The sequence below is a fragment of the Nocardiopsis alba DSM 43377 genome (assembly GCF_000341225.1).
Classification (GTDB): Bacteria; Actinomycetota; Actinomycetes; order Streptosporangiales; family Streptosporangiaceae; genus Nocardiopsis; species Nocardiopsis alba.
Genome location: NZ_ANAC01000010.1, coordinates 70,392 through 96,332 on the forward strand (window position 1 = coordinate 70,392; position 25,941 = coordinate 96,332).

A 25,941-nucleotide genomic window follows, 5' to 3' on the forward strand; every position below is an offset into this window, starting at 1 on the left:
CCGAGTCCCGCTTCAGGAGCAAGGACGCTCCGGCCCGCTCGATCACCGATCGGGTACCCGAAGTGCGGATCACGCTTCGGTGTCGGAACCGTTCTGCTCGGTTCCCTCGCCCGAAGGCCTCTTGGACGGCCGGTGGGCCTGGAAGCTTCGGCCCCACGCGCGGCGCACCCGTTCGGCGCCCTTGGGAGTGCGGGCGTCATAGAGCTGGTCGGCCAACAACCCGTAGTCGAGCGGGATGTCCTCGGACCGTAGGCGCTGCACGATCCCTCGTAGCCGGTCCAGACGGGTGCCGTGGTTCCCCGCGCTCTGGGCCTGAACGAACCGTTTACGCAGGGGTTCGTCGATGTCTCCCATCGGCATGAGTCGGCGCACCGCGTCGCCGAACTCTCGGCCACGGCGGTGCATGCCCCTGTCGCGTTTGGACTGCTGGTGCAGGGCGTAGAGGGTGAGCGCCTCGTGGACGGCCGCCTCGGCGTCGGGTGTGTGCGGATCGCGTACGTCGAAGACGTCATAGAAACGGTGGTCGATGGTGAGCCCGACCAGCTCCGGTACCTCTTCGATGGTCTTGCCCGCCCCACGACGCAGTTTGGCCAGGGTCGCCACCGCTTCGGAATGGTCTCTGAGATAGCCGGACTGCAGGCGGCGGATCCGTTCGTCGACCGCCTGCCCCACCTCTCCGAGTTCGTGGACGTAGGGGGTGCGGCTCGTCGTGGTCACTGTTCTTCCTCCGTGCTGTCATCGGAGTCGGTCTCGGGGGTGGTGTCGGAGACGGCCAGGGGCAGGCACTTGTTCAACGCCCTCCGGAAGCGCAGGTCGACGCTGGAGGCGTTGAGCCAGAACGCACCGCCCTTCGTCTCGATGACGCGTCCCTCCCAGGAGGCGTCGCTCGCCGACTCGATGAGCTCCTCTCCGAGCCGGACGACGATCTCCCGGAGTTCGCGCTGCCATTCCCGGCGCCGGTGGGTCGGATACAGGGGGTCGTCGAGAGCCTTCTCTGCCGCCAGCCCACGCAGCCAACTTCGGAAGGGGTGGTCCAAGGCTCCGAAACCGCGATCGCGCGCGGTCGCGCGCGGCCCTTCCCCATCGGCCCCCGCCGCCTGCGCCAAACCGGTGGCCAGGTCGCCCAGAGCGGTGACGGCGTCCTCGGCGTCGTTGACCGCGTCGACCGCCGTCACCGCCAGTTCTCGGCTCTCGTCACGGAGCAGAAGCACCGGCATGGCGACCGCGTCGTCGACGATCTCGTCGATGACCGACTGCTGGGTTCCGTAGACCGCGCCGACCAAGCGGACCCGAACGACACCGCCCGTGGGCACGTACCCGTCGTTGGCCAGACGAGCGTTCCACTCCAGTACGCGGGGGCGTACCTGTTCGGCCGCTTCCTGCCGTTGTTCGGCGCCCCTCATCTTCCCGGTGACCAGTGCGCCCAGTCCGCGCCAGGCGGCACGAGCGGGGTCATGCTCTCTGGGAAGGTAGATGGTGCCCTCACGGAGCTTCTTCTCCTGGGCCGGGCTGCGCCGCCAGGAGGACATGGGCTCACGGAGCTGCATATTGCGCGGGCTGAGGGGGTCCCCGTAGGCGAGCAGGACGCCGTAGACCCCCTCCTCGTCATGGTGCAGACGCAGACGGCGGCTCTGCCAGGTGTACAGGTCGCGCGGACCATGGGGTCGAGAGGCCGCCTCGACCTTGCCCAGGGGCGCGGCGAAGAGCGGAGGGTGAGCCCAGGCCGGCCGGTCCAGTTCCGGGTCGACTTTCAGTTGTGGGGTATCGAAGGCGATGAGGTTGAGCAGCAGCGTCTCTCGCAGATCGGCCCCCTCCACGTACACGCCGCCGAGGTTGCCCGCCCACCCCACGCCCTGCGGATAGCCCTTGCCGCCCTTCACCCGGGGGTCGCCCTCGGCACCGGACTTGATCCCCGAGGGGTCGTAGGCGTGGGCATGCACCACCCAGCGGGCGGCCTCGGCGTACCCGAGCCGCTCGGCGCCGTGCGCGCGCATGGTGAAGAACCGAGCCCCATTGGGAACGTCGGCGACCATCCGGTCCAGGGCCGAGTACTCGCCCTTCTTGGTACGCAGATCCGCGACCTGGAGAAAGGGGGTGCTCGGATGCAGCAGGTCGAAACGCTCGGCGTGGGTGTCGAGGTAGGAGCGCACCTCGTCCAAAGGCAGCCCGTCGTCCCACAGTTCCGCCCAGTCCTCGATCTCCCTCGGACCGTCCAGGACATCGTGGAGGATGGCCAGGAGCAGACGGAGCAGGGCGAAGTCCTGGGTGGGGACGTCTCCGACGAGCCGGCGTACCCTCTCGGCCTGCTCGAACACCTCGGTCAGGGAGAGTTCGATCTCCACGCCGTCGTCTCGCAGCACCGGGATCCAGGGCCGCCGGGTGAGGTCGAACCCGATCGCTGTGGCGGGGGATGTCTCTGTGTCTGTGGGGGCGAGCGTCTCACTCGGCACGGGTGACCTCCAGGCCATCGGATTCGGTGTAGTGGAGACGATGTCCGGCCAGCTCGGCCCTGTCGTCCTCGTCCAGGAACAGGATCAGCTCACCGGCGATCCAATGGGCCTCCTTGGCCTGCCAGGCCTCGACCACGCCGTTCTCCAGCTCGGCGATCGCCTGGTCGAGTACCTGACCATCGAGAGTGAACTGGTAGGGCAGGCGCAGCCCACTGGCCGCCAGGGCACGAACGGCCTCGGGCGTGGGCACGGAGTCGGTCGGCAGCGAAAGCCCGCCTCGTTCCCCTTCCAGCCAGGGCACGGTGGTCACCGTCCCGTCGGCGTACCCGCGGGCCACCAGGACCTCCAGACTCTCTCCGGTGTCGCGGACCTGGGCCCGCCCACGCCGGTCGTCGTCGGCCTCACCGACCCCGGCCTCCACCCAGCCGATGATCGCCCGACCGTCTCGGGCCACCGGACCGAGCAGGAAGTCACCGGCTTTCTCAGCCTTGTTCGATCGATGGGCCTCATCCGCCTCACCGGCGTCCTTCAGAGCCCGGGCCCAACCGTCCGGCGTGAGGGCCTCGTGGTCCCCGGTCTCCCGGTAGGCGTCCTGGACCAAAGGGCTGATGTGGTCGGGAAGCCGTACCGTGCGCCCCGTGTCGTCCTCCGCCTCCAGGTACGGGAGCAGGACCGCGAGGGACCGGAGCAGCGGGTACTCGCCGTAGACCGTGCGCGACCCTCGAACGGGTTCGGGAGGGTTCTTCGTCCAATCCACCCCGGTGATCAGGCAACGAGCCGTACGCAGTGACGTCGGGCGTTCGCTCTGCCCCTCGCCTCGAGGATGACGATGCAGACGGCCCATCCTCTGGAGCACCAGGTCGACGGGGGCCAGATCGGTGACGAGCAGGTCGAAGTCGACGTCCAGGGATTGTTCGACGACCTGACTGGCCACCACGATGTGTCGCTCGGGGCGGCGCCCTCCGAGTTCGTCGACCTTCGCGGGAGGGCCATAGGTGCGCAGGAGCAGGGCGTCCCGTTCCGCGCGGTCCAGATCGAGGAAGCGCGAGTGGGCGACGGTCACCGACTTCTCACCGAAGTGACCACGCAGGTGGTCGGCGGCCTCATGGACCCGGGCCACCGTGTTGCGGATGACGAGTGCGCAACCGCCATCGGACAGTTCACGGTCCAACCGTTCCGTCAGGACCGTGAGTTCGTCGTCGATCGACTCCACGAGGACGTCCGTCGTCCTCCCCGACGCCTTCGGTTCGTACAGGCGAGGCGCCTTTTCCGGTCCGACCATGGTGATGAGGGGGTAGGCACGTGCCTCCTCGACCTCGGGGTGGTCCACCTTCCTCGCTCCGGTATAAGCCTGGACCAGCTCGCGTCGGCGGGCCGCCGGAAGGGTCGCGGACAGGATCACGACGGGGACCTCGTAACGACCGAGCCAGGTCAGGGCCCGGTCGAGATAGGTGTTCATGTACGTGTCGTAGGCATGGGCCTCGTCGATGACCACGACCTTGCCGGCCATCGCCAGGTGACGTAGGGCCAGATGCCTGCTCTTGAGCCCGGTGAAGAGGAGCTGGTCGATGGTTCCGACTGAGAAGGAGGCCAACATGCCCTTCTTCCGGCCGCGCAGCCAACGGTGCGCGACCAGGGCGGTCCCTTCGGGGTCGCTCTCGGCGTCCCTGTCCGTGTCGGCCGCCAGACGAGGTCCCCCGCCGAGGTAGGCGGCGAACTCTTCGTTGAGATGGGCCTTGGAGTGCGCGAGGAAGATCGACGCGGCCTCCTCCGGCATGCCGGGCAGACGGCCCAGCCAGGAGGTGAAGCGCCCGAACATGGCGTTACCGGTGGCCATGGTCGGTAGGGCCACGAAACAGCCACCCGCCCCGGTCACAGCCGCGAGGATCTCGGCGGCGGCGAGGGCCGCCTCCGTCTTGCCCTCCCCCATCGGGGCCTCGACGATCATGAGCCCTGTCCCCTCCAGGGCCCGTGCGGCCTCCACCACCTGTTCCTGGACGGGACGTGGCCTCGCACCCTCCGGCAGATCGAACCGGGAGGCGAACAGTTCGGTGACCGTCTCCTCGGATGTTTCGGGAACCCACGGAGCCGGTAGGTCCAGCAGTCGCCAGGCCGTCTCGGAGCGTTCCGGGTCGGTGTTCCTCTCCCCCGGGAAGTAGGGGAAGAGATCGGAGTTGCTGGCGATCCAATCGGCCATGATGACCAGCGCGGTGAGCAGGACCTGAACCGTCTGCGGAAGCGCGAGGGTGCGCCACTCCGAGAGGCGCTCGTCGACACCGGTCAAATGGGCGGCCCTGTCGAGAAGCTCGGTCTGGACATGCTTCCAGGCGTCCGCGCTCCCGGGAGCGCGCAGGAGATCCCGGTGCCCGTCCAGCGCTTGGATGGCTGAGTCAGCCGGAGGGACACCATGGTGCCCACCGGCGATGACCGTGAGCTGGTGGGTCTTGGGTATCCGCCAGCCGTGTTCCTCCACCAGCCAGTCACGAAGGATGAGTTGGCCGGCGAGACCGTGCGGGGCCAAGCGGCGATCCGCCATCTGTTTCTCCAGCGGCATGTCCAGACCCTGCCCACGCATACGGGCGGCGAGCTGCTCGACCTGACAGGAAAAGGCCGGGGTCGCCTTGCCGATGTCGTGGGTGGCCGCGACGAAGGTCAGGAGCCGCCGGGCGTCGTCCTCGCCACCGGGCAACGCGGCGGCGATGTGCTCACGCACCTGGCGAGGGATCCATTCGTCCCAGAGGCGGCCGGCCACGAAGGCACTGTCGGCCATGTGGCGGTAGAGCGGAAGCCAGCCGTCGGAGTCGAAGTCGTGCTTGGCCCATACGACACGAGCGGCCTCAGAGAGACCGTCCCTCCAGGGCTGGGAAGGGGACTGGGAGGTCATGGGACTCATCTAAGCGGATCCCTATGACGCTTCAGGCGGGAAACCGGGTTTCCCCAGAGGCCTGATGTGGCCAGGGCACAGTCATGGTTTTCATGACAAAAGCGACACCCTTGTGGTACGCGGTCCCGTTTCTCCACACCGACCACCCTCACCCCACGAAAAACCCACCGCCCCCTCCCCACAGAGCGCGCGGGGCACCGATCACAGATCAGCACCCCGCGCGACTCATCCCCGCGTGCGCGGGGAGCACTTTCAACTCGGCACCTAGTAGGGGCCAACCCCGCGTGCGCGGGGAGCACTCAACAAGCTCACACCAAGACTTTTTATGCCGAACTACTACGTGCCAGTTCAACTCAAGCCGATCCTGAGGTAGGTTGAGGCACTCAGCAAGATTACTCCAACTATTACGTGCCTTAGAAGGAGACCCTTGTCCCCCCGAACCCCCCATGCGGAGCCCCCCGAAGGTCACTTCGGTGTTCGCACGACCTTGATCCTCTTGCTGGCCGCTTTGAGCGGAGCGCTCACAGGAGGACTGCTGTGGCTCAGCGGAGAGCACATGGCCAGCTCCTTGGCCATCGCCCTGGGAGCTACCGGAGCCGCCTTCTTCGGTTGGGACAGGGTGATCCACAAGCCCTCCCAGCAAACCGGCATGCACGACGCCAGGAGCAAGTAGGCCTCCACAACCCCACCGCCCCTTGGAAGGCGACTCCGGGGCCGTCTCGATCGAGACGGCCCCGGGAGGATCAGCCGGCGACGTCCAGCAGCACGTCCACCAGACGCTCGGCGGCGTCGGGGCGACCGTGGGACCGGGCCCGGTCCGCGATGGCCTCGCGTCCGGCCGGGTCGGCCAGCAGCGGCTCGACCGCGGCCTGAAGGGTCTGCGGGGTGACCTCGCCCAACAGCGCGACGGCCGCGCCCGACTCCTGGAGGTGACGGGCGTTGTGCGCCTGCTCGTTGCCGGCGGAGGAGGCCAGCGGGATGAACACGGCCGCCTTGCCCAGCGCGGTGAGCTCGGCGATGGTGCCGGCGCCGCTCCGGGAGATCACCACGTCGGCGAGGGCCAGCACGTCGGGGAGTTCGGGGCCGACGAAGTCGGTGAGGTGGTAGCGGCCGGCCAGGGCGGGCGGCAGGTTCCGTGCGCTCTCCCCCAGGGCCGCGACGTTGGCGGCGCCGCACTGGTGGACGACGTTGGCGCGCTCCAGCAGCCAGGGCAGGATGTCGCGCACGTTGTTGTTGATCTGCGCCGACCCCTGGGCGCCACCGGTCACGTAGACGGTGGGCAGGGCCGGGTCGTGGCCGCCGAAGCCGAGCCCCTTGGCGGCCTCCTCCGGGCGTCCGGTCAGGACCTCGGGCCGGACCGGGTTACCTGTGACCACGGCGTCGGCCTGGGAGGCCTCGGGCAGCAGTTCCACGGAGGACTCGGCGGACACGGCGATCCGGGCCCCCGCGCGGGCGAGGACCTTGTTGGCCAGGCCCAGGCGCACGGTCTGCTCGTGGACGACCAGCGGGCGGCGGCACATGCGGGCCGCCAGGCCGACGGGGACCGCCACGTAGCCACCGGTGGCCAGGACGACGTCGGGGGCGAAGTCGGAGACGAGCCTGCGGGCCTGGGCGACGCCGCGGGGCACGTTGGTCATGTCCTTGACGTTGGCGGGGGAGGCGAGCTTGAGCGGGTTCTTCGATCGGCGGATCTTACCCGTGGCGACCGCTTCGAAGGCGATCCCGTTGGCGGTGGCGACGCGCTTCTCCAGACTCCCCGCGGCGCCCACCCACAGCACCTCCAGGGAGTTTCCGGTCGTCTCCAGGCGCTCACGCAGCGCGTTGACGGCGGTCAGCGCGGGGTAGGTGTGGCCACCCGTTCCCCCTCCGGTGACGATCAGACGCAGGTCACGGGGCAGGCGGTCGTTGGTGCTGTTCACGCGGTTCCCATCTGGGCGGACGAGAGGACTTCGGTTGAAGGGCCGCGACGTGTCGTTCACGGCCCCACAGCACGGTAGCCGGGTTCGGAGCCTGTTGTGTCCCCTCAAGGGGGTGAATGGGGCGAACGCGACGGTGATCTCGGCCGGACGTCTCCGTGGAAAGAGGGGTGGGTCCTCAGCGCCCGGGCAGCTCCTCCGGCAGGTCGAAGAGCGGGAACAGGTCGGTGTCGAAGAAGACCGAGCAGTGTCCGACACCGCCTCGGACGAGGGTCAGCACGTGGACGCCGAAGGCCCGATGGACGCCGTCACGACCGCGCAGGTACATGCCGAAGGCGGGCTGACCATTGGCGGAGGTCAACAGCAGTACCAGGTCCCCCGCCCCACGGGCCGGGCACTGGGCCCGGATCAGACGCCCGATCGCCTCCCGACCGCGCACCCAGGTGGCGTACGGCGGCATCTCGAAGGCGGCCTCCTCGGTGAACAGTTCGGTGAGCGCCGGAATGTCGTAGCTCTCGAAGGCGGCCACGTAACGTTCCAGGAGTCTGCGCTGGTCGGCCGAGGGTTCGGGGACCTCGTCCTCCTCGGGCAGGATCTCGGCGATCCGCGCCCTCGCCCGCTGGAGGAGGCTGTTGACGGCGGGGACGGTGGTGTCCAGGACGTCCGCTACCTCGGCGGCGCTGAACCGGAGCACCTCGCGCAGGATCAGTACCGCGCGCTGTTTGGCCGGCAGGTACTGGAGCGCGGCGACCAGGGCCAGCCTTACGCTCTCCCGGTCGGCCACGACGTTTCCGGGGTCGCCGAGATCCGGGCCGAGGCGATCGGGCATCGGTTCGAGCCAGGGCACCTCGGGGCTCTCGACGAGACGGCCCTCCGGCTCGGAGGTGGGCGCGCCGAGCCCGGTCGGCAGCGGTCGACGGCCGCGTCTGTCCAGGGCGGTGAGGCAGGCGGTCGTGGCGATCCGGTGCAGCCAGGTGCGCAGGCTGGAACGGCCCTCGAAGCGGTCGTAGCCCTTCCACGCGCGCAGGTAGGTCTCCTGGAGCAGGTCCTCCGCGTCGTGCGCCGAACCGAGCATCCGGTAGCAGTGCGCGTAGAGCTCCCGCCGGTAGGGGGCGATGAGCCGGGAGAAGTCCCGGTCGATGTCGATGGTCTCTGCCGTGTGTTCCACCACGATCGTCACGCTACGCCTCCCCTACGACAGAACCGATGGACGAGGACGTTCCTTTGCCGAGCATTCCACCGGCGATGGTCCTTCGAGGCCACCGCCGGGAACGCGGGGGCGGGGCGATCGCCTCCGGACGAACGCCCCGCCCTCGGACCGGTCATGTCACCGGTCCGTTCAGGAGAGGTTCTCCATCTCCGCCAGGTGCTCCTCGCTGAGCTGGATGATCTGGACGTAGTTGCCGTCCGGGTCCTTGGCCGTGGCGAACAGGCTGCCCTGTCGGTCCTCCAACGGCGCCACCCACTCGGTGTCGAGTTCGTCCATGCGGGCGGCGACGGCGCGCGCGTCGCCGACGTCGAAGTTGAGGATCATCCGGGTGGCGTCGGCGGCCTTGGGGCCGACGTCGTCACGGTGATCGATCAGCAGATGGAAGGTGCCGAACCGCAGCACCCGGTAGGCGTCCATGGAACTGCTCTCCGCCGGGTCCAACGCGGCCGCGTACCAGTCGCGCAGACGGTCTGGGTCGGTGCTGGCGAGCAGCATGCTGTCGAGTACGGGGCGTTTCATCGGATTCTCCCTGTGGGGTCGGTGTCGTCGTTCCTCACCCGTACCGACCCGGCCGGGGCCGGAAACTCATCGCTCGGTTCCGGATCCGATTCCGCTCCGGCCCCGTCGTCGCTCTCCGCGTCGCCCTCTCGAGGGCGGTCGGAGCCCCGGAGCAGGATCAGGGCCAGGACACCGCAGGCCACCATGGCGACGACCCCGAGCCCGGCCGTGACGTTGAGTCCGTCGGTGAAGGCCTCCGAGGCGGCGGCGAGCAGCCGTTCGGCCCGCCCCGGCGGCAGCCCCTCCGCGGTGGCGACCGCCTCGGCCAGGGTCCGCGCCTCCTCGCCGTCGACACCGTCGGGGACCTCCAAACGATTCCGATAGACGGCCGAGGCGAGGCTGCCCAACAGGGCCACGCCGATCGCGATTCCGAACTCACCACTGGTCTCGGACAGGGACTCGGCGGATCCGGCCTTGTGCCGGGGCGCGGCTCCCACGACGATGTCGGCGATGAGCGCCGCGCCGGGGCCGACACCGGTCGAGGTGAGCAGCAGCCCCAGGATCACCATGGCTCCGCCCCCGTCAGCGGGGACGAAGAGCAGCACCGTGAACCCCAGCGAGCCGACGAGCATGCCCCCGCCGATGACCTTGGCTCGTCCGATCCTCTGTGCCAGGGGCGCGGCGAGCAGGGTGGCGCCGATCATCGCCACCGCCGGGATCACCAGCCAGAGCCCCGCGACCAGGGGTGAATGGCCCGCGACCATCTGGAGATACTGGCTGATCAGCAGGAACGTTCCGCCCATCGCCACGGCGCCCACCAGCATGGTGAACAGGGCCGCTCCGAAGGAGCGCTCCCGGAACAGGCTCAGGTCCACGAGGGGGTCGGCCAGGCGGCGCTGTCTGCGTACGAACCACACGCCCATCGCCAGACCGAGGAGGCCGGCGGCCAGGGCCGTGGTCGGAGTCCCTCCCTCGGCGGCCGTCTTGAGCGCGAAGACCACCGGCAGGATCGCGGCCAGGGACAGGACGGCGCTGAACAGGTCGAGCCTCCCGGCCGACGGGTCCCGGTACTCGGGCAGGAGCAGGGGCGCGCACACCAACAGCAGGACCATCACCGGAACGCCGAGGAGGAAGACCGAACCCCACCAGAACCATTGGAGGAGCAGACCGCCCACGACGGGGCCGATGGCGGTGCCTCCCATGAAACAGCCGGTCCAGATCGAGATGGCCATCGCGCGCTGGGCGGGGTCGACGAACATGTTGCCGATCAGGGCCAGGGTGGAGGGCATCAGGGTGGCGCCGGCGATGCCCATGAGGACACGGGTGGCGATGAGCGCCTCGGCGCTGGTCGAGAAGGCCGCGGCGATCGAGGCCAGACCGAAGGCGGTGGCACCGATCATCAGGAGCCGGCGACGTCCGATCCGGTCGCCGAGGGTGCCCATGGTGACGAGGAAGCCGGCGATCATGAAGCCGTACACGTCCATGATCCACAGGGTCTGGGCCCCGGTGGGCCGCAGGTCGGCGGCCAGGTGCGGGAGCGCCAGATAGAGCACGCTCATGTCCAGGGAGAGCAGCAGTGTGGGCAGGGCGAGCGCGGCGAGGCCGAGCCATTCCCGTCGACCGGCCCGGGCGGGCGGGCCCATGGGCGGTGTGGGCGTGTTCATCGGTTCCCTCTTCCTCCCTCAGCGATTCGTTCGTGTGTACGGACACGGATCGTGCCGAGAACTCATCGCGGGAGGGGGAGGGTGGTCGGCGAGGGGCCGGAGGCGCCGGTCGAAGGCGCCGTTCCGGTCGAGGGGCCGCCCCGAACGGTGTCGGGGCGGCCCCTCCTCACTCTGTGCGGGTCACTCCTGGATCAGACCGATCACGTTTCCGGCCGGGTCGGTGAACCAGGCCACCATCGGCCCCTCCCCTCGGGCGATGCCCTTCTCGTCCTGGTCGAAGCCCTCGTAGCGCAGCATGGCGACCCCGCGACGTCCGAGCTCGTCGACGGCGGCGTCGATGTCGTCGACCACCAGGTTGAGGACGGTGAACACCGCGGGCTCGTGGTCGGGCTTGGGGTAGACGAGGATCGATCGGTCGGCTCCGAGTTCGATCCGGATCAGGCCGTACCCCTCCATGCCCGGGACCGGTACGACGTCCAGCCCCAGCGTGTTCCGGTAGAAGTCGAGGGCGACCTCGGTGTCGGGGACGGCGAAGGACCCGAAGGCCCGTGTGCTGTCGAACATGCTTCCTCCAACGTCGTCGTGATCTCTCACCCGTGACGACCTCTCCCACCATCGGAACTCATCGCTCTCGACCGGGTCAAACGATGCGGACGAATCTCTGCACGCTCTTTGGGTGACTCCTCCGGACGTCCGTGGTCGACTGGGCAGGGTCGGGACGTCGCGCGATACGCGACGTCTCGTGGCGGTGTCCGGAACGGGGCGTCGCTCCTCATGCGGAGGGAGAGCGCGACATGCGCGCAGTGGTGTTCGAGAACTATGGGGAGTTCCCCTCGCTCACCGAGGTCCCCACGCCGACCCCCGGCCCCGGAGAGGTCCTGCTCAGGGTGGCGGGGGCCGGAGCGTGCCACTCCGACATCAGCGTCTACCGGGTGTTCCGGGAGGGGCAGCCGGGAGCTCAGAGACCGCCGTTCGTCCTGGGCCACGAGAACGCCGGGTGGGTGGAGGCCCTGGGCCCCGGGGTGAGCGATCGGATCAGGGTCGGCGCCGCCTATCTGGTCTACGGGCCGATCGGTTGCGGGCACTGTCGTCGCTGCGCGGAGGGCTCGGACACCTACTGTGAGAACGCCGCGACCATGCCCTACCTGGCGGTCGGGTTGGGGCGGGACGGCGGCATGGCCGAGTACATGACCGTGCCCGCGCACCACCTCATCCCCTTGGACGACGCCGATCCGGTGGCGGCGGCGCCCTTGGCGGACGCGGGACTCACCCCGTATCACACGATCCGGCAGACGCTCCCGCATCTGAACAGCGGGGGACGGTACGCGCTGGTGATCGGTCTGGGCGGGCTCGGCCGCATCGGGGTGCAGATCCTTCGCGCGCTGAGCGGGGCGACGGTGATCGCCACCGACGTCAAGGAGGACGCCTTGCGCCGGGCCGAGGCCGACGGGGCCGTCACGGTGCCCGCCGGAGAGCGGCAGGTCGAGGAGATCCGGGCGCTCACCGGCGGTCGCGGGGTGGACGCCGCCTTCGACTTCGTGGGGGCGACCCCCACCATCGCCGCCGCGGCGGCCTGCATGGCCCCCGGCGGGCGGTTCAACGTGGTGGGCATCGCGGGCGGCACGCACGAGTTCTCGTTCTTCACCAACCCGTACGAGTCGTACATGACCAACACCTATTGGGGGTCGGTCAAGGACCTCTGGGAGGTGGTGGACATGTACAAGGCCGGGCAGATCCGCCCGGAGATCGAGCGATTCTCCATGGGCGACGCTCTGGAGGCCTATCGGAGGCTGGAGGCGGGCGAGATCAGCGGCCGTGCCGTCGTGACCCCCGACGCGCACTGATCGAACGGTCTCCCGGTGGGCGGGGCGGGAACGGGGCCCGCCCCTAGCGACGTCTGGCGTGATGCCGGGCGGCCTTGGCGCGGTTGCCGCAGGCCGACATGGAGCACCATCGGCGGGTGCCGTTCTTGGACGTGTCGAAGAAGTGCAGGACGCAGGCCGGGTTCGCGCAGCCTCGGATACGGTCGGGGCGTCCCCGCAGGTCGAGGTAGTCGGCGGCGGCCGTCCAGGAGGGCCCCCAGGAGAGACGGTCGAACTCGACCGTCTCGGCGGCGACCCCGTCGACCAGGAGACGGCGCACGCCGCCATGGGAGAGGACCTCGTTGAGTTCGGCGGCGGCCTCGGCCTCCAGCGGCTCCTCCACCAGACGGGCGATGACGTTCCTGGTGCGCAGCAGGTGGTCGAGGGTCGCCTCGTCGGCGACGAAACGAGCGGCCAGTCCGCTCTCCTCGAACCAGTCCGCCAGCCCTTCGAGGGAGTCGAGCAGGTCATAGACCTGGTCTCCCTCCACCCACCGGGTATTGAGCAGATCCATGGCGATCGGCTCTCCCACGAGCGGACGCCGTCGGAGCGGTGTCTGCGCCATCGTCTTCCCCTCGATCCCGTTTCCCCCGGTCGACCGGCCTGGATCCTACCAACCCTCCAACGACTAACCACTCAAAGTCATTTCAAGGGTTGCCTCGTCCATGACTAACCCCTAAAGTCCCTTTGAAGGGTTAAGCACAGGGTTTCCCCCTGCTCTGAGGAGAGGTGCGCCATGACACGAATCGCCCCGCGGACCGGACACGTGGGCCTGAACGTCACCGACATCGAACGTTCGCGCGACTTCTACACGCGCGTCTTCGGATTCGACGTCCTGGGAGAGGGCAAGGAAGAAGGCCGCGAGCACGCCTTCCTCGGCAGCGAAGGACAACTGATCCTGACCCTCTGGAAGCAGAGCGGAGAAGCCTTCCGCAAGGACACCGCCGGACTCCACCACCTGTCCTTCCAGGTGGAGACGGTCGAGGAGGTCCGACGGGCCGAGGCCGACCTGCGGGAGATCGCGGTGGACTTCGCCTACGACGGCGTGGTCCCCCACGGTGAGGGCACGGCCTCCGGCGGGATCTTCTTCCACGACCCCGACGGCATCCGTCTGGAGATCTACGCCCCCACCGGGGCCGACGAGGCCGAGGCCCCCGTCGCCGCGGCCCCCACCTGCGGCTTCTTCTAGAACACAACCGCTCGGAACGGGCGCGGCACCTCGAGGCGCCGCGCCCGGCCTCGGGAAGGAGAACCCCATGGCCGGCTACCATCCGGGAGAGATCGCCGTCCAGCGCAGAGCCGCCCTCTCCGACCAGGCCGCCTTCTCCGAAGGGGCCTTCCACGAGGAGATCCCCGCCATAGCGGCGGATTTCCTCGCCGCCCAACGGTGGCTCGTCCTAGGGGCGGCCGATGATCGGGGCGACGTGTGGTGCTCCCTGCTCACCGGACCGCCCGGCTTCCTGCGCCCCCACGGCGGACGGACACTCGACATCGCCGCCCTCCCCCGCCCCGACGACCCCTTGGCGGACGTACTCAGAGCCCGACCCGCACGGATCGGCGCCCTGGCGATCGAGCCGGGGACCCGACGACGCATGCGGATCAACGGCACGACCACACCGCTCACGGGCGGGGACACCGATGGGCTACGACTCGAGACCACTCAGGTCTTCGCCAACTGCCCCAAGTACATCCAGCGACGATCCCCCGTCCCCTCCCAGGCCGAGGCCGACACCACCGTCGAGGACGACCGGCTCACCGACACGCAAATGGACCTCGTCCGCCGCTCCGACACCTTCTTCATCGCCACCACCGACGGTTCCGGTGACGCCGACGCCAACCATCGAGGCGGATCCCCGGGGTTCCTGCGCGCGCACTCCCCGACCCTGCTCCGTTGGCCCGACTACGTCGGCAACGCCATGTTCACCACCCTGGGCAACCTGTGGCTGGATCCACGGGCGGGCCTCATGATCCCGGACTGGGAGAGCGGCGGCCTGCTCCGGCTCACCGGGACCGCCCACGTCCTCTGGGGCGAGGAACCCGGCGACCGCACGGTCGAGTTCTCCATCGATCGCGTGCTCTCGACGTCCTCCGCAGGCCTGATCGCCGAGGGCGTCCCCCACTACTCGAAATTCAACCCGCCGGTCCTCCCGGCCGTACCGAGGGGAGTCCCCCGATGAAGGTCCACGTCGACATGGCGCTGTGCGCGAGCCACGGCCGGTGCGTCTTCGCCGCGCCCGATGTCTTCTCCTTCGACGACGACGAGGAACTGACGTACGAACCCTCCCCCGGGGCCGATCGTCGCGCGGAGGTCGAACAGGCCGTCCTCTCCTGCCCGGTCCGTGCCATCACACTCGACGGCGATCACGGATGAGCCACGGTGAATCGGTGGTCGTGGTGGGGGCCGGCCTGGCCGGACTGCGCTCCGCGACCGCCCTACGAGAACGCGGGTTCGCCGGAGAGATCACCATCGTGGGGGATGAAGCCCACGGCCCCTACGACCGCCCCGGCCTGTCCAAGGAGGTGTTGATCGATCGACGGACCGTCCTCGACACGGACCTGCCGGTGTCCGCCGACCTGCACGCCCGGTGGTTGTTGGGACGACGAGCGGTCTCCCTGGAACGGAACCGGCGTCACCTGACCCTGGACGACGGGACCACCTTGGACTACGACGGTCTGGTGATCGCCACCGGCGCGTCCGCCCGGCCCTGGCCCGGGCCCGGCGGTCTCCCCCGCTCCGGTGTCCACACGCTACGTGGGCGGGAGGACGCGGCGGCTCTGCGTCGGGCGTTGACCGACGGTGGGCCGCTCCTGGTGATCGGCGCGGGATTCCTCGGTTCCGAGGTCGCCTCCGCCGCTCGTGCTCTGGGGCTCTCCGTGACCCTCGTGGACGCCTCGTCCCAGCCCATGGAACGGGCCGTCGGTCCCGTGGTGGGGTCGGTACTCGCCGGTGTCCAGAGGGCGGCCGGGGTCGATCTGAGACTCGACACGACGGTGACGGCCCTCCCGGGGCGAAGTGTCTTGAAGGAGGCTCTGCTTTCCGATGGAACGCGTGTCGCGATCCGAACCGCGCTGATCGCCCTCGGAGCGCTCCCGAACACCGACTGGCTCCGCGGATCGGGCCTACGCCTGAACGACGGGGCCTCCGGCGGGATCGCCTGCGACCACCGCGGCCACGCCCTCCAGGCCGACGGTCGCCCGACCTCGGACATCGTGGTGCTCGGTGACGTGGCGGCTCCGCCCCACCCCCTGCCCTACGACGGGTCCCCCGCACACCTGAGCCTCGGGCACTGGAGCGCGGCGGTCGATCACGCCGACACGGTCGCCGCGGCGCTGCTCGGGCAGGAGGATCCGGCGCACGAGATCGTCCCCTCGTTCTGGTCCGACCAGTTCGGTCTGCGGATCCGCTCGGTGGGTCTGCCCATGCTCGCGGAACGGACCGAGGTCCATGAACACGACCCGGTCCGTTCCCGCCTGGAGGCTACCTACCACCGGGGAGGGCGGAACGTCGGGGCCCTGACCGTGAACCGGGCCTCCCGCCTGGCCGCCCACCGAAGACGGATCGTCGACGCGTGGTATCGCGAGGAAACCACGACGTGACCTCTCTCAGACGACCTCCTCCCTGGACATCGGCCTCGCTTCGGGAGGGGACCACTCGGAGAACGGTAGGACCGACCGGAACCGGCACCGCGACGGGAACGGGACAAGCCGGGGGCGGAACGCACGGCCGTGGTCCGGGCCTGCCAGGATGCTCGGAAGACCGCAGTGGAAGCGAGGAGCGAGATGGATCTGGGAATCGCCGGCAAGGTCGCGTTGGTGACCGCCGCCAGTTCGGGGCTGGGCCGGGCGATCGCGGTCGCTCTGGCCGCCGAGGGAGTACGGGTCGCGGTGACCGGCCGGGACGAGGAGCGCCTCCAGGAGACGGTGGAGGCCTGCCGTGAACACGGCGCACACGCCGTCGGTCTCGTCTGGGATCTGGCCGACCACGGGCGCGCCCACGAGATCGCCACCATGGTGGCCGCCGAGCTGGGCCCGGTGGAGATCCTGGTCAACAACACCGGAGGGCCGCCCCCCACCACCGCCCTCGGGCAGGACCCGAAGCTGTGGGAGGACATGTACGCCGCCATGGTGCTGCCGGTGATCGAACTGACCGACGCCGTGATCGGCGGGATGCGCGAACGCGGTTGGGGTCGGATCATCACGAGCACCTCGTCGGGTCCGATCGCGCCCATCCCGAACCTGGGCGTGTCCAACACCCTCCGCGCCTCGCTGCACTCCTGGTCCAAGACCATCGCCGGAGAGGTGGCGGCGGACGGGGTCACCGCGAACGTCATCGTTCCCGGCCGGATCGCCACCCCGAGGGTGGAGTCCCTGGACCGCGCCCGCGCCGAACGCGAGGAACTGCCCCTGACCGAGGTGCGTCGACAGGGGCGGGCGTCGATCCCCGCGGGCCGTTACGGCGAACCCGAGGAGTACGGCGCGGTGGCGGCCTTCCTGGCGAGCCGGCAGGCCGCGTACCTGACCGGCTCGGTGGTCAGGGTCGACGGCGGCCAGATCCCCTCCGTCTGACACCGGGTTCCGGGGAGGGGCGGCGCCCCTCCCCGGCCGGCCGTCCCCGTGTTCGGCCGGCCCCTCGCGTCAGGTCGGGGCTCCCTCGTCCAGGCCGAGGGTCACGCGCAGTTCGGTGCAGATCCGGGCGCAGTCCTCGTCGAAGGTCACCACCTCGATGGGACCGCCGCGCGCCCAGCGGACGAGTTGGTCGTGCCACTCCGAGCGTGGCATCGAGACGGTGTCCGGCCGTTCCAGGTCCTTGGCGACCTCGCCCGGGGGTCCGTCGGTGAGCACGGTGATCCGGTGCTCGGGGTAGGTGTCAGAGGGGTCGACCTCAAGAGGACGAGCGGAGTGCAGGACCACGACGTGGGTCTGTTCGGGGCTCTCGTTGGTGGACATCTGGGCCTTTCCTAGGGGGGAACGACCGAACCTTACTCGGCCGGGCCCCTGTCCAAACGCCTTATCCAGGGCCGGTTCCGGTCACCGCCTAGGGCCGGGGGTCCCGCCACAGGTGGGGACGTGGCGCCTCGTAACGGTCCACCATCGAAAGGGCGTTTCGGTGCGGCCGAACATCCGGCCCAGGATCACGACGTCGGACGTGGACGGCGGAGCCGATGACGAGCAGGCTGTACCCATGAGACTCCGACGACGGCTCCAACGCCTCGACCGACGCGCCTACGCCCGGGTGACCCGTCTGGGCGCCCCCGCGTTGGACGGCTACGCCCCGAAGTTCGTCCAGGCCACCGACCACATGGCCCCCTGGGTCATGGTCTCGGCGACCCTCGCCGCCACCGGAGGTCCTCGGCTGAGGCGCGCCGCCGCGCGGGCGATCCTCGCCGCGGCGGCTGCCAACGCCGGTTCGTCCGTGATCAAGCACCTGGTCCGCAGGCGCCGCCCGGACTCCTCCGCGGTCCCCGCGGCGCGCGTCCCCTACCGCTCCTATTCCAGCTCCTCCTTCCCCTCCGGGCACACCGCCGCCGCGACGGGGTTCGCGCTCGGGATCTCCACCGACTCTCCCCCGTCGCTGACCGTCCCCGTCCTGGCGCTGGCCGGAGCCGTGGGCTTCTCCCGGGTCCACAGCGGGGTCCACTATCCGGGCGACGTCCTGGCGGGCATGGCCGTGGGCGCCGCCTCCGCCCTGCTCGCCCGTATGGTCCTCCCGCCCCTGGACGAGGAGGAACCCGGCGCGGAGACCTCGTCGACGGAGACCGTCGACGTGGACCCGGAAGGAGAGGGCGTGACGGTCGTCCTCAACCCGCACGCGGCCGACGGGACCCTCTCCGTCCTCTCCCCGGACGCCGAAACCGAGATCGCCGACAGGCTGCCCCGGGCGCGCATCGTTCACGTCGACCCCGACGAGGACCTGCCGGAGATACTGGACCGGGCCGCGAGCGACTGCGCGGTCCTCGCGGTGGCCGGTGGGGACGGGACCATCAACGCCGGGGCGACCGCGGCGCTGGCCCACGACCGTCCTCTGCTGGTGCTCCCCACCGGCACGTTGAACAACTTCGCCCAGACCCTGGGCACCCCTTCACCGGCCACCGCGTTGGACGCCTACGCCGGTGGCCGCCTGGCCCGGGTGGACGTGGGCGAGGTGGACGGGAACATCTTCCTCAACACGTCGTCCTTCGGTTCCTACCCCAGGATGGTGGAACGGCGTGACCGGTGGGCGAAGCGCGTCGGCAAATGGCCCGCCTTCGTCCTGGCCCTGACGTGGGACCTGTGGGAGGTGCGTCCCACCCCGGTCCTGATCGACGGACGGCCGGCCCGGGTGTGGTGGGCGTTCGTGGGCAACTGTCGGTACCGGACGCGGGCCCGGGTGCCGGTCCACCGGGAACGGTTGGACGACGGGGCCCTGGACGTGCGCCTCCTGTGCGCCCGTCGCCCCTTCCCGAGGATCCGTGCCCTGTCGGAGATCCTGGCCGGCCCTCTGACCGTGGGGGGCGACTACGTCGAGCGGACGGATCGGACCCTGACCCTGGAGATCCCCTCCTCCCCCCGGTTGATCGCCGTGGACGGGGAGATCCTGGAGGGGGCGCGGGTCATGTCGTTCCGCAAACGGCCGGCGGCGCTCCGGGTGTTCGTACCCGACGGCCCCCGCCCGTCCGTTCCTCAGTCCCCGTCCTCCAGGCGGGCGAGGACCTCGCCCAGACCCCGGTAGGCCCGTTCGGTGTCGGGGCCGTGTTCGTGCGGCCCCGCGAACAGGTCCACGAACTCCACCACGTCCCTCAGGTCCCAGCGCAGACGGTACAGATCGAGCAGGTCCCGATCGAGTGCGAGCCCCGAGCCCTCCGTGTAGCGGGTCAGGGCCTCGGGGTCGTCGGCGAACGGCCACAGGTCGCGCTCGGGCACCGCCACACCCACGGTGTCCCAGTCGATCAGGCGCGGCCGCCCATCGCACCAGAGCAGATTGCCCGGGTGCGGCTCCCCGTGGGTGACCACGGAGCGGGAGCGGTCGACCCCCGCGGCCCTGCGCTCGAAGCCGGTCAGACGTTCCATGAGGACGTCCCCGTACTCGGCGAGGAGTTCGCCCACCCGGGTGGAGAAGGGGCCCCGGCCGCCGAGCCCGCCCGGGTCGGCCGCCGCGGCGAACAGGAGGTCGGTGCCCTCCAGCCCCACCGGAAGCTCCCGGATCTCTCGTGGACGGGCGCTCCGGTGCAGTTCGGCCAACGCGAGCAGCACCCGGTCGCGACGTTCGGCGGGCAGGGTGTCTCCGAACCCGCCGGACTCCCCCTCCACCCAGGGGAGGACACTGAGCGCGTAACGCCCACCGATCGGCCGGACCGTGGAACCGTCGGCCGAGCGCAGCGGGGCGACCACGAAGTCGAGCCCTTGGTCCTCGCGCAGGCGGGCGGCGGTGTCCATGGCCCCTTCCAGGTGGGCGAGCACGGTCTCGGGGTCCGCGCCGAGGAAGGTCTTGTGCTCCAGGTCGGCCACGGTCGCGAACCACCCCCGCCCCGAGGTGTCGGTGATCCGCCAGTGGTGGTCGCCGAACCCCACCGGTACGTGGGTCAGGGTCGCGGTGTCGATGTCCCAGGCCGTCAGTGCGTCCGGGATCCACCGCTCGTCGAAGCCCGTGGGAAGGTCGCGCATGGTCGCGACGTTAACAGCGCCCCGATCCGAGGTCCCGGGTCTCCCTGCGGTGTCCGCCCCTTTCCCTCACGGGGCGGACACCATCAGGCGTTCAGTGAGGGGGAGCGCCCCGGTCTCACTCGGTCTCGGCGGCCGCGATCAGGGTGGCGAAGGCGCCCGGCTCCCCGGTGATCCCCAGGTTCTCGGTCCCGGTCCGACGCCACAGAGCGAGCAGCAGGTCGGAGGCACCTCCTCGGACCTCACAAGCGGCCCGGCCGGCGCCATGTTCGAACCTCCACCCCGACCCGGTGTGGTCGACCGTCCAGGCGTGGCCGGTGTCGGTCGCGATCAACAGGACCGTCTGCACCGGCCCCACCGGGTCGTCCGGCAGCCCGAGGATCCGTCGAAGGTCGAGGAAGTAGGAGAGGAACTCCTCGACCCCGTCGGCCGCGAGATCCGCCGGCAGAGGGACCCGACCTCCCGCCGCGTCCCGTGCGTCCCAGGCGTGCACCGCGGTCTCCTGGGCCATCCTGCGCTGGATGAACGCGCCGTCCTTGCGCGGCGCCCAGGTCCACCGGGGAGCCACCGGATCGAGTGCGGTGAGCACGGTGAGCGTCTCGGCGAGTCCGTCGCGGTACCACTCCGTCAGGTGGTCGTCGTCGGGGCGTTCGGGGGCCTCGTACCCTTCGGGATCGGCGAGGGCACCGGAGGCGATCGTGCGCCAGAAGTGGTGCACCTCGCCGACGTGCCACACCAGGTCGGCCATGGTCCATTCCGGGCAGCCGGGCACGCGCGCGTCCAGTCGGCCCTCCGCCGCCTCGGCCAGGGCGGTGCCCTGTTCTCGGAGCGCGGTCAGGTATCGGGGGGTGTCCATGGCGGGACGCTAACACCGAGGAACGACGTTCAGGGCACCAGTCCGTAGACGGTGTTCATCGCCGCTCCTCCGGTGGAGGGGTGCAGGACCACCGCGCCCGGTACCGGGAGTAGATCCCATCCGCTCGCCGACGCATCCGGCCGGTCCCCGGGCCCGGCGACCTCGATCCACTCCGCCTCCTCGGACCCACCGTCCAACGGGACCGACAGCACCGCGAGTCCCTCCGTCTCCCCGCCCGGCTCTCCCACGAAGGGGATCACCACGGTCTCCTCGTTCAGAGCCACCGCGCTCCGCTTCTGGGCGAGGAGGCCGCGCTCCTCGTCGTTCACCCACGCGGTAGCGGCGGGTTCTCCACGAGAATCCGTCCGGTACAGGACGTCGCGGTCCGTCTCCATGAGGATCGTGCCGCCTCCGTCGGCGCGCAGGACACGAGCGGAGGAGGGGTCCTCGAGACCGACCCTCTCGGAGATCTCGAACGCCTCCTCACCGGTGACCGCGTTCAGGAGATCCCGGCGTCCATAGGAGTCGACGACGAGAACGGGCTCCTCCCCTTCGGAGACCCTCCCCGCCCCCGTCCGCAGAGCGACGCGGGAGTGATCGAAGTGGTCCTCGTAAGGCTCCTCCCAACGCCATGCCTCCTCCCCCGTCTCCATCTCCAGTGCGGTCACCCGGACCCGGGCTCCCCCGTCCCCCTCCCGGCACACACGCGAGAGCGCGAACACCTCCCCGACCGGTACGAGGTCGCCGCCCTCGCCCGGGGCGTAGCGGCAGTCCGACTCCGCCAGAGGGTGATCCCACACCCGCTCATCGTTCGCAGTCCGTCGGGCCTCCAGTACGGGCTCCCCATCACTTCCCGTCTCGAGGCTCGCTTCGAGGTCGGAGAGGGGCCACCACCGTTCATCGTCCGCTCGCCGATCCCCGGAGTGATCGCGGATCGGCTCCTCCGAGAGTCTCTCTCCGGTGGCCGCGTCGAAGACGGTGAGCCTCTCCTCTCCGAACCGGCCGTCGCCGGTCCACCACACCGCGTGGGCACGCGTCCCGTCCAGGGACGCCCAGGTCGAAACGCCCGTGTCGTCGGGGCGCCGGAAGGTCCACAACTCCTCGCCGGTGGCCCCGTCCAACGCCGTCACCCCGTCGGACAGCCCCAGGATCGGGCCCCGTACGCCCGCCTCGATCCATTCGACCTCGACCCCTTCGGGGAGGTCCCGGCTCCAGCCGAGACGGCTCACCCCTTCGGGGAACCCCGCGGGCTCTCCGGGTTCGGCGATGGTGTGCTCGGTCGGCCGGTACCAGCTCACGTACACCGACCCCGAGGCTCCCAGGAGCACGGCGAGGAGGCCGGCCGCCGCCGAGAGCGCTCCGCGCCTCCCGGACGTCCCCCGAGGCGCGCGTCCCACCACCAGGAGCGCCGCGGTGATCACCGTGAACACCACCGTCCCCGCCCACAGGGCCGCGTCCCTCTCCGCCAAGGACCGGCCGCTCTCCTCGATGAGCCGGAAGGCGTCGGCCGGAAAGGTGACGACCGTGAGGGCCGCCAGCGACACCAGGGCCGCGCTCAGCCACAGGGTGAGCAGCGGATCCCTTCCCTCGGAGGCGATGGTGTCCCGCCCATGGCGCACCGTCCCCCACGCCACGGCCACCATGATGAGAAAGGCCACGGACCACAGGCCGTCGGGCCCTTCGAACCCTCCCAGAAAGAGGAAAGCGACCACCTTGAGCACCAGCACGCCCACGAGCGCGCCGACGGCGGCCCGGGCGAGCGTGTCCTCACGACGCCATCCGCCTTCGGCCTCTCCACTCGTCCCGCCACGCTCGGCCACGGCTCTTCCTCGATTCCCGCTGCGCCCGTCACTCATCCTCAAGGCACCAGGCCGTACAGGACGGTACGATCGCGTCCCTCGCGGTCGGTCCGATAGGAGAAGGAGAGCACGGCACCCGGAACCGCGAGCAGACGGTGCTCGTTCGATTCCTCGGTGCCGGCCGCTCCGGGCTCGGCCACCTCGATCCACTTCTCGGCCTCGGGCCCGCCGCCCAGCGGGACCGACAGCAACGCGAGCTCGCCCATGTTCTCCATCCCCAGGCCCCGGTGGGGTATCAGCACCGTGTCCTCGCCCAAGGCCATCGCGTACCCGGAGTCGTAGGAGAGGTCGCGCCGCTCACCGCCCGCCCGCACGGTGTCGAGGACCGATCCGGAGGCGTCGGTCCGTGTCAGGTCGTAGCGGCCCTCTTCCGAGAGTTCCCCTCCTGGCACGGGCCGAAGGACGATCGCCCCGTCACCGCTCGCCCGAAGGACGTCGACGCCTTCCCGGGCCTCCTCGTCCTCGATCGGCGGGGACTCGGGGAGTAGCGCCATCTCCTCCCCGGTACGGACGTCCAGATACGTTCTCGGAGCGTTGAGGTCGTCACCGACCGCGAGCACCGTGGTCTCCTCTCCGAGCGACCGACCGGCACCGGGACGCACACGCACGGATCTGCTCGTCTCGGCATCCTGCTCATGGCGCCACACCTCGTCCCCGGACACCACGTCCAGGGCGATGACCAGCCACGTGTGCCGGAGGTGTCTGTCGTCCCCACAGCCGTAGGGGGCCACGAGAACGTCCTCGACCAGGATCACTGACTCGGTCATCTCCTCCAGGAAGCAGTCCCCCTCCCGGACCTTCAAGGAGACCCTCCACGATTCCTCGGCCGTCTCCGGGTCCAAGACGCGGACGGCCCTTGTCCCCTCCCGAACCTCGCTCTCCACCTCCAGATCACCCCGGACAAAGGCCCACGAGGTATCGATCTCCGCCCAGCCGTCGCTCTCGGAGTGCTTCCTCTCCGCGATGATCTCTCCGGTCGCGGTGTCCAGCACGGTCAGGAAGCGTTCGCCCTCCGGTGACTCCCGCACCATGCGGGCACGGGCACCCTCCCCCATCACCCGGTGCCCCCACACGACCTCATACGGACGCCGGTAGGTCCACAGTTCCTCACCCGTGGCACCGTCCAAGGCGACGAAGCCGTCGCTCAACCGCACGATCGGGCCGCGAACCCCTCTAGAGATCCCAATGATCCGTCTCTCCTCACCCGGCGTCCACTCCCATCCCACCTGGGACACCTCCGAGGGGACCGAGAGAGACTCTCCGGCCTCGGCACGTGTGTGTTCGACCAACGGAGACAGGCTCGTGTACCCCGCCGCGACCCCGATCAGCGCCGTGCTCAACGCCCCCGCGACGACCGTCAGGGGCCGACGTGATCGGGAGAGTCTCTCGGGCCGGCGTCCGGTCAGACCCAGCACGAGGAGACACACCGTGAGCAGGACCAGAACCGCGTACTGGAACACCGCCAGAGCGGAGGGCCGCCACTCCTCGTCGGCGAAGGGCAGGACCGCCTCGTCCGGGAAGAGCAGGAGGCAGGCTCCGACGAGCAGAACCGCCACGGCCAGGAACTCACCGGCGATCGGGCGTCCGCGCTCGACCGTCCCGGCGTTCCTCGCGCGGGCGTCCACGGCCCCGCTCCACAGCATGACGGCGCCGATCCCCAGGGCCAGGAACCAGAGGACGCCCAGCCCCTCCGCCACACCGCCCAGGAGAGGGACGAACGGGGTGATGACGACACCGGCCAAGGCCACCCCCAGGCCCGTCCAGACCGCGATGTCCGCCAGTGGCCGGCTCCGTGCCCCCTCGTACTCGTTCCGGCCGCCTTCGACCCTGCTCTCGCCGTTCACTCGCCCCTGCTCGTCCGTATCGTCCGCCATGCGGACTACAAGTTAACAGTGCGCCCGGAATCGCCCCGTTCCGGGGAGCGCGGACCGACGAATTGTCCCGAACAGCCCCGGAACCCCGGAGCCGAGGGCTAATCTGCTGCCCGAACGGGCGGAGACGACAGGGGTGGGACCGATGACGGAGACCGGACCGGACACCGGGGTACTGCGGGAGATCGTCGAGGGCGTCTACGCCTGGGAGCAGCCCGACGGCACCTGGTGGGTGAACAACGCGGGCGCCGTCGCCGGCGACGAGGGGGTCCTGGTGGTCGACACGTGCGCGACCGCCACCCGCACCCGCAGGTTCCTCGACGCGCTGGACGTCGCCACCGGTGGCGCGCCGATCCGCTGGGCGCTCAACACCCACCAGCATGGCGACCACACCTACGGCAACAGTCTGCTGCCCGAGAGCACCGTCCTGATCGGACAGACCTCCATGCGGGAGGCGCTCGCGCGCGACCCGCTCTTCGAACATCTTCCACCGGTGTGGACGCCGCAGCCGGATTGGGGCGACGTCACCCGCAGGCTTCCCGGGGTGACCCTGGATCGTGCGCTCACCCTCCACACGGGAGGACGCCGGATCGACCTGCTCCACCCGGGATACACGGCCCACACATCCGGGGACGTGGTGGCCTGGCTCCCCGGGGAGCGGGTGTTGTTCACCGGCGATCTGATCTTCCACGGTCTGACCCCGTTGGCGTTCATGGGCTCCCTCGAGGGCTCGTTGCGTTCGTTGGAGTGGGTGGCCTCCTTCGTCCCCGAGCACGTCGTCCCCGGTCACGGCCCGCTTCTGAGCGCCTCCGAGCTGGACAAGGTCCTCTCCGCCCACGAGCGCTACTACCGGTTCGTCCTGGACGCCGCCGGAGAGGCCGTACGTGAAGGGCTCGCCCCCCTGGAGGCCGCGCGCGGTCTGGACCTGGGCGAATTCTCCTCGTGGGCGGACGCCGAACGGATCGTGTTGAACCTCCACCGGGCCCAGGCCGACCTCCTCGGGGAGCCGATGGATCTGTTGGGCGCGCTCCAGGACACGGTCACGTGGAACGGCGGCCCCATGGCCACCACCCTGTAGAGGCGCCGCGCTTTCGACCGTTCGTCACTCATCGCCCCTTTTTTGGGTGAAATCACCTTAAACGTGCGCCAAGTGCCTCTTGTCTCCCGTTGCGGAGGGTCCACCGGTGTTTCGCTGGTACCGGTGGACATGACCTGAGCGCACAGAAGGGGGCA

Annotated in this window: 23 protein-coding genes; 9 read left to right on the forward strand and 14 right to left on the reverse strand. The window is 70.0% G+C overall.

Going from position 1 to position 25,941, the window contains the following annotated elements:
- Positions 1-69: 69 nt before the first annotated feature.
- The 3 genes from casB to D451_RS0107585 are packed head-to-tail and all read right to left on the reverse strand — an operon-like array spanning position 70 to position 5,334.
- Positions 70-717, reverse strand: a complete 648-nt coding sequence (gene casB, locus D451_RS0107575; RefSeq protein WP_017533975.1) for a type I-E CRISPR-associated protein Cse2/CasB — start codon at positions 715-717, stop codon at positions 70-72.
- Positions 714-2,450 carry a type I-E CRISPR-associated protein Cse1/CasA gene (casA, locus tag D451_RS0107580; protein ID WP_017533976.1) on the reverse strand — a complete coding sequence of 579 codons (1,737 nt, stop codon included), beginning with the start codon at positions 2,448-2,450 and terminating at the stop codon, positions 714-716. Before casA ends, casB begins: the two co-directional genes overlap by 4 nt.
- Entirely contained in the window at positions 2,440-5,334 is a 2,895-nt protein-coding gene (locus tag D451_RS0107585) for a CRISPR-associated helicase/endonuclease Cas3 (RefSeq protein ID WP_017533977.1), read from the reverse strand. Before D451_RS0107585 ends, casA begins: the two co-directional genes overlap by 11 nt.
- 427 nt (positions 5,335-5,761) lie before the next feature.
- Between D451_RS0107585 and D451_RS27820 the strand changes: the two genes are divergently transcribed.
- Entirely contained in the window at positions 5,762-6,007 is a 246-nt protein-coding gene (locus tag D451_RS27820) for a hypothetical protein (RefSeq protein WP_152472814.1), read from the forward strand.
- A 70-nt stretch (positions 6,008-6,077) separates the two neighbouring features.
- On the opposite strand, the gene D451_RS0107595 is transcribed toward D451_RS27820, so the two are convergent.
- The 5 genes from D451_RS0107595 to D451_RS0107615 form a co-directional block, all read right to left on the reverse strand.
- On the reverse strand, positions 6,078-7,253 hold the full coding sequence (locus D451_RS0107595) for a UDP-N-acetylglucosamine--N-acetylmuramyl-(pentapeptide) pyrophosphoryl-undecaprenol N-acetylglucosamine transferase (protein ID WP_017533979.1): 1,176 nt from the start codon (positions 7,251-7,253) through the stop codon (positions 6,078-6,080).
- 175 nt (positions 7,254-7,428) lie between these two features.
- Positions 7,429-8,430, reverse strand: a complete 1,002-nt coding sequence (locus tag D451_RS0107600; protein WP_017533980.1) for a sigma-70 family RNA polymerase sigma factor — start codon at positions 8,428-8,430, stop codon at positions 7,429-7,431.
- 159 nt (positions 8,431-8,589) lie between these two features.
- The gene (locus D451_RS0107605; protein ID WP_017533981.1) at positions 8,590-8,979 is read right to left on the reverse strand and encodes a VOC family protein; all 390 of its coding nucleotides are present in this window, start codon (positions 8,977-8,979) and stop codon (positions 8,590-8,592) included.
- Positions 8,976-10,622, reverse strand: coding sequence for an MFS transporter (locus D451_RS0107610; protein WP_026124897.1), 1,647 nt, complete (start codon positions 10,620-10,622; stop codon positions 8,976-8,978). Before D451_RS0107610 ends, D451_RS0107605 begins: the two co-directional genes overlap by 4 nt.
- 180 nt (positions 10,623-10,802) lie before the next feature.
- Positions 10,803-11,186, reverse strand: coding sequence for a VOC family protein (locus D451_RS0107615; RefSeq protein WP_026124898.1), 384 nt, complete (start codon positions 11,184-11,186; stop codon positions 10,803-10,805).
- Between the two features lie 230 nt (positions 11,187-11,416).
- Here D451_RS0107615 and D451_RS0107620 point away from each other — a divergent pair, with 230 nt between their 5' ends.
- Positions 11,417-12,466 carry an NAD(P)-dependent alcohol dehydrogenase gene (locus D451_RS0107620; RefSeq protein ID WP_017533983.1) on the forward strand — a complete coding sequence of 350 codons (1,050 nt, stop codon included), beginning with the start codon at positions 11,417-11,419 and terminating at the stop codon, positions 12,464-12,466.
- A 43-nt stretch (positions 12,467-12,509) separates the two neighbouring features.
- Here D451_RS0107620 and D451_RS0107625 read toward each other — a convergent pair whose 3' ends face one another.
- Complete coding sequence (locus D451_RS0107625; RefSeq protein ID WP_017533984.1) at positions 12,510-13,049, reverse strand: CGNR zinc finger domain-containing protein; 540 nt, start codon at positions 13,047-13,049, stop codon at positions 12,510-12,512.
- Positions 13,050-13,220: 171 nt separating this feature from the next.
- Between D451_RS0107625 and D451_RS0107630 the strand changes: the two genes are divergently transcribed.
- The 5 genes from D451_RS0107630 to D451_RS0107650 all read left to right on the forward strand — a co-directional run bounded on the left by D451_RS0107630 (position 13,221) and on the right by D451_RS0107650 (position 17,050).
- Entirely contained in the window at positions 13,221-13,673 is a 453-nt protein-coding gene (locus D451_RS0107630; protein WP_017533985.1) for a VOC family protein, read from the forward strand.
- 67 nt (positions 13,674-13,740) lie between these two features.
- Positions 13,741-14,661 carry a pyridoxamine 5'-phosphate oxidase family protein gene (locus tag D451_RS0107635; RefSeq protein WP_017533986.1) on the forward strand — a complete coding sequence of 307 codons (921 nt, stop codon included), beginning with the start codon at positions 13,741-13,743 and terminating at the stop codon, positions 14,659-14,661.
- Complete coding sequence (locus tag D451_RS0107640; RefSeq protein ID WP_017533987.1) at positions 14,658-14,855, forward strand: ferredoxin; 198 nt, start codon at positions 14,658-14,660, stop codon at positions 14,853-14,855. Before D451_RS0107635 ends, D451_RS0107640 begins: the two co-directional genes overlap by 4 nt.
- The gene (locus D451_RS0107645; protein WP_017533988.1) at positions 14,852-16,081 is read left to right on the forward strand and encodes an NAD(P)/FAD-dependent oxidoreductase; all 1,230 of its coding nucleotides are present in this window, start codon (positions 14,852-14,854) and stop codon (positions 16,079-16,081) included. The genes D451_RS0107640 and D451_RS0107645 overlap by 4 nt, the downstream gene beginning before the upstream one ends.
- A gap of 183 nt (positions 16,082-16,264) precedes the next feature.
- Positions 16,265-17,050 carry an SDR family oxidoreductase gene (locus tag D451_RS0107650; protein ID WP_017533989.1) on the forward strand — a complete coding sequence of 262 codons (786 nt, stop codon included), beginning with the start codon at positions 16,265-16,267 and terminating at the stop codon, positions 17,048-17,050.
- A 69-nt stretch (positions 17,051-17,119) separates the two neighbouring features.
- Here the strand turns inward: D451_RS0107650 and D451_RS0107655 are convergent, their stop codons facing one another.
- Entirely contained in the window at positions 17,120-17,431 is a 312-nt protein-coding gene (locus D451_RS0107655; RefSeq protein WP_017533990.1) for a hypothetical protein, read from the reverse strand.
- A gap of 235 nt (positions 17,432-17,666) precedes the next feature.
- Here D451_RS0107655 and D451_RS26335 point away from each other — a divergent pair, with 235 nt between their 5' ends.
- Entirely contained in the window at positions 17,667-19,193 is a 1,527-nt protein-coding gene (locus D451_RS26335) for a phosphatase PAP2 family protein (RefSeq protein ID WP_081616059.1), read from the forward strand.
- Here D451_RS26335 and D451_RS0107665 read toward each other — a convergent pair.
- The 4 genes from D451_RS0107665 to D451_RS0107680 form a co-directional block, all read right to left on the reverse strand.
- Entirely contained in the window at positions 19,145-20,125 is a 981-nt protein-coding gene (locus tag D451_RS0107665) for a phosphotransferase enzyme family protein (RefSeq protein WP_017533991.1), read from the reverse strand. The two genes, D451_RS26335 and D451_RS0107665, sit on opposite strands and share 49 nt — an antisense overlap.
- A 115-nt stretch (positions 20,126-20,240) precedes the next feature.
- A complete protein-coding gene (locus D451_RS0107670; RefSeq protein ID WP_017533992.1) occupies positions 20,241-20,978 on the reverse strand; it encodes a maleylpyruvate isomerase family mycothiol-dependent enzyme in 738 nt (245 codons plus the stop codon).
- A gap of 29 nt (positions 20,979-21,007) precedes the next feature.
- Positions 21,008-22,798 carry a hypothetical protein gene (locus D451_RS0107675; RefSeq protein WP_017533993.1) on the reverse strand — a complete coding sequence of 597 codons (1,791 nt, stop codon included), beginning with the start codon at positions 22,796-22,798 and terminating at the stop codon, positions 21,008-21,010.
- 38 nt (positions 22,799-22,836) lie between these two features.
- On the reverse strand, positions 22,837-24,711 hold the full coding sequence (locus D451_RS0107680) for a PQQ-binding-like beta-propeller repeat protein (RefSeq protein WP_234305716.1): 1,875 nt from the start codon (positions 24,709-24,711) through the stop codon (positions 22,837-22,839).
- Positions 24,712-24,853: 142 nt separating this feature from the next.
- On the opposite strand from D451_RS0107680, the gene D451_RS0107685 reads away from it, so the two are divergent.
- Positions 24,854-25,786: an MBL fold metallo-hydrolase gene (locus D451_RS0107685; protein ID WP_193789601.1), complete on the forward strand. Its 933-nt coding sequence runs from the start codon at positions 24,854-24,856 to the stop codon at positions 25,784-25,786.
- Positions 25,787-25,941: the final 155 nt, after the last annotated feature.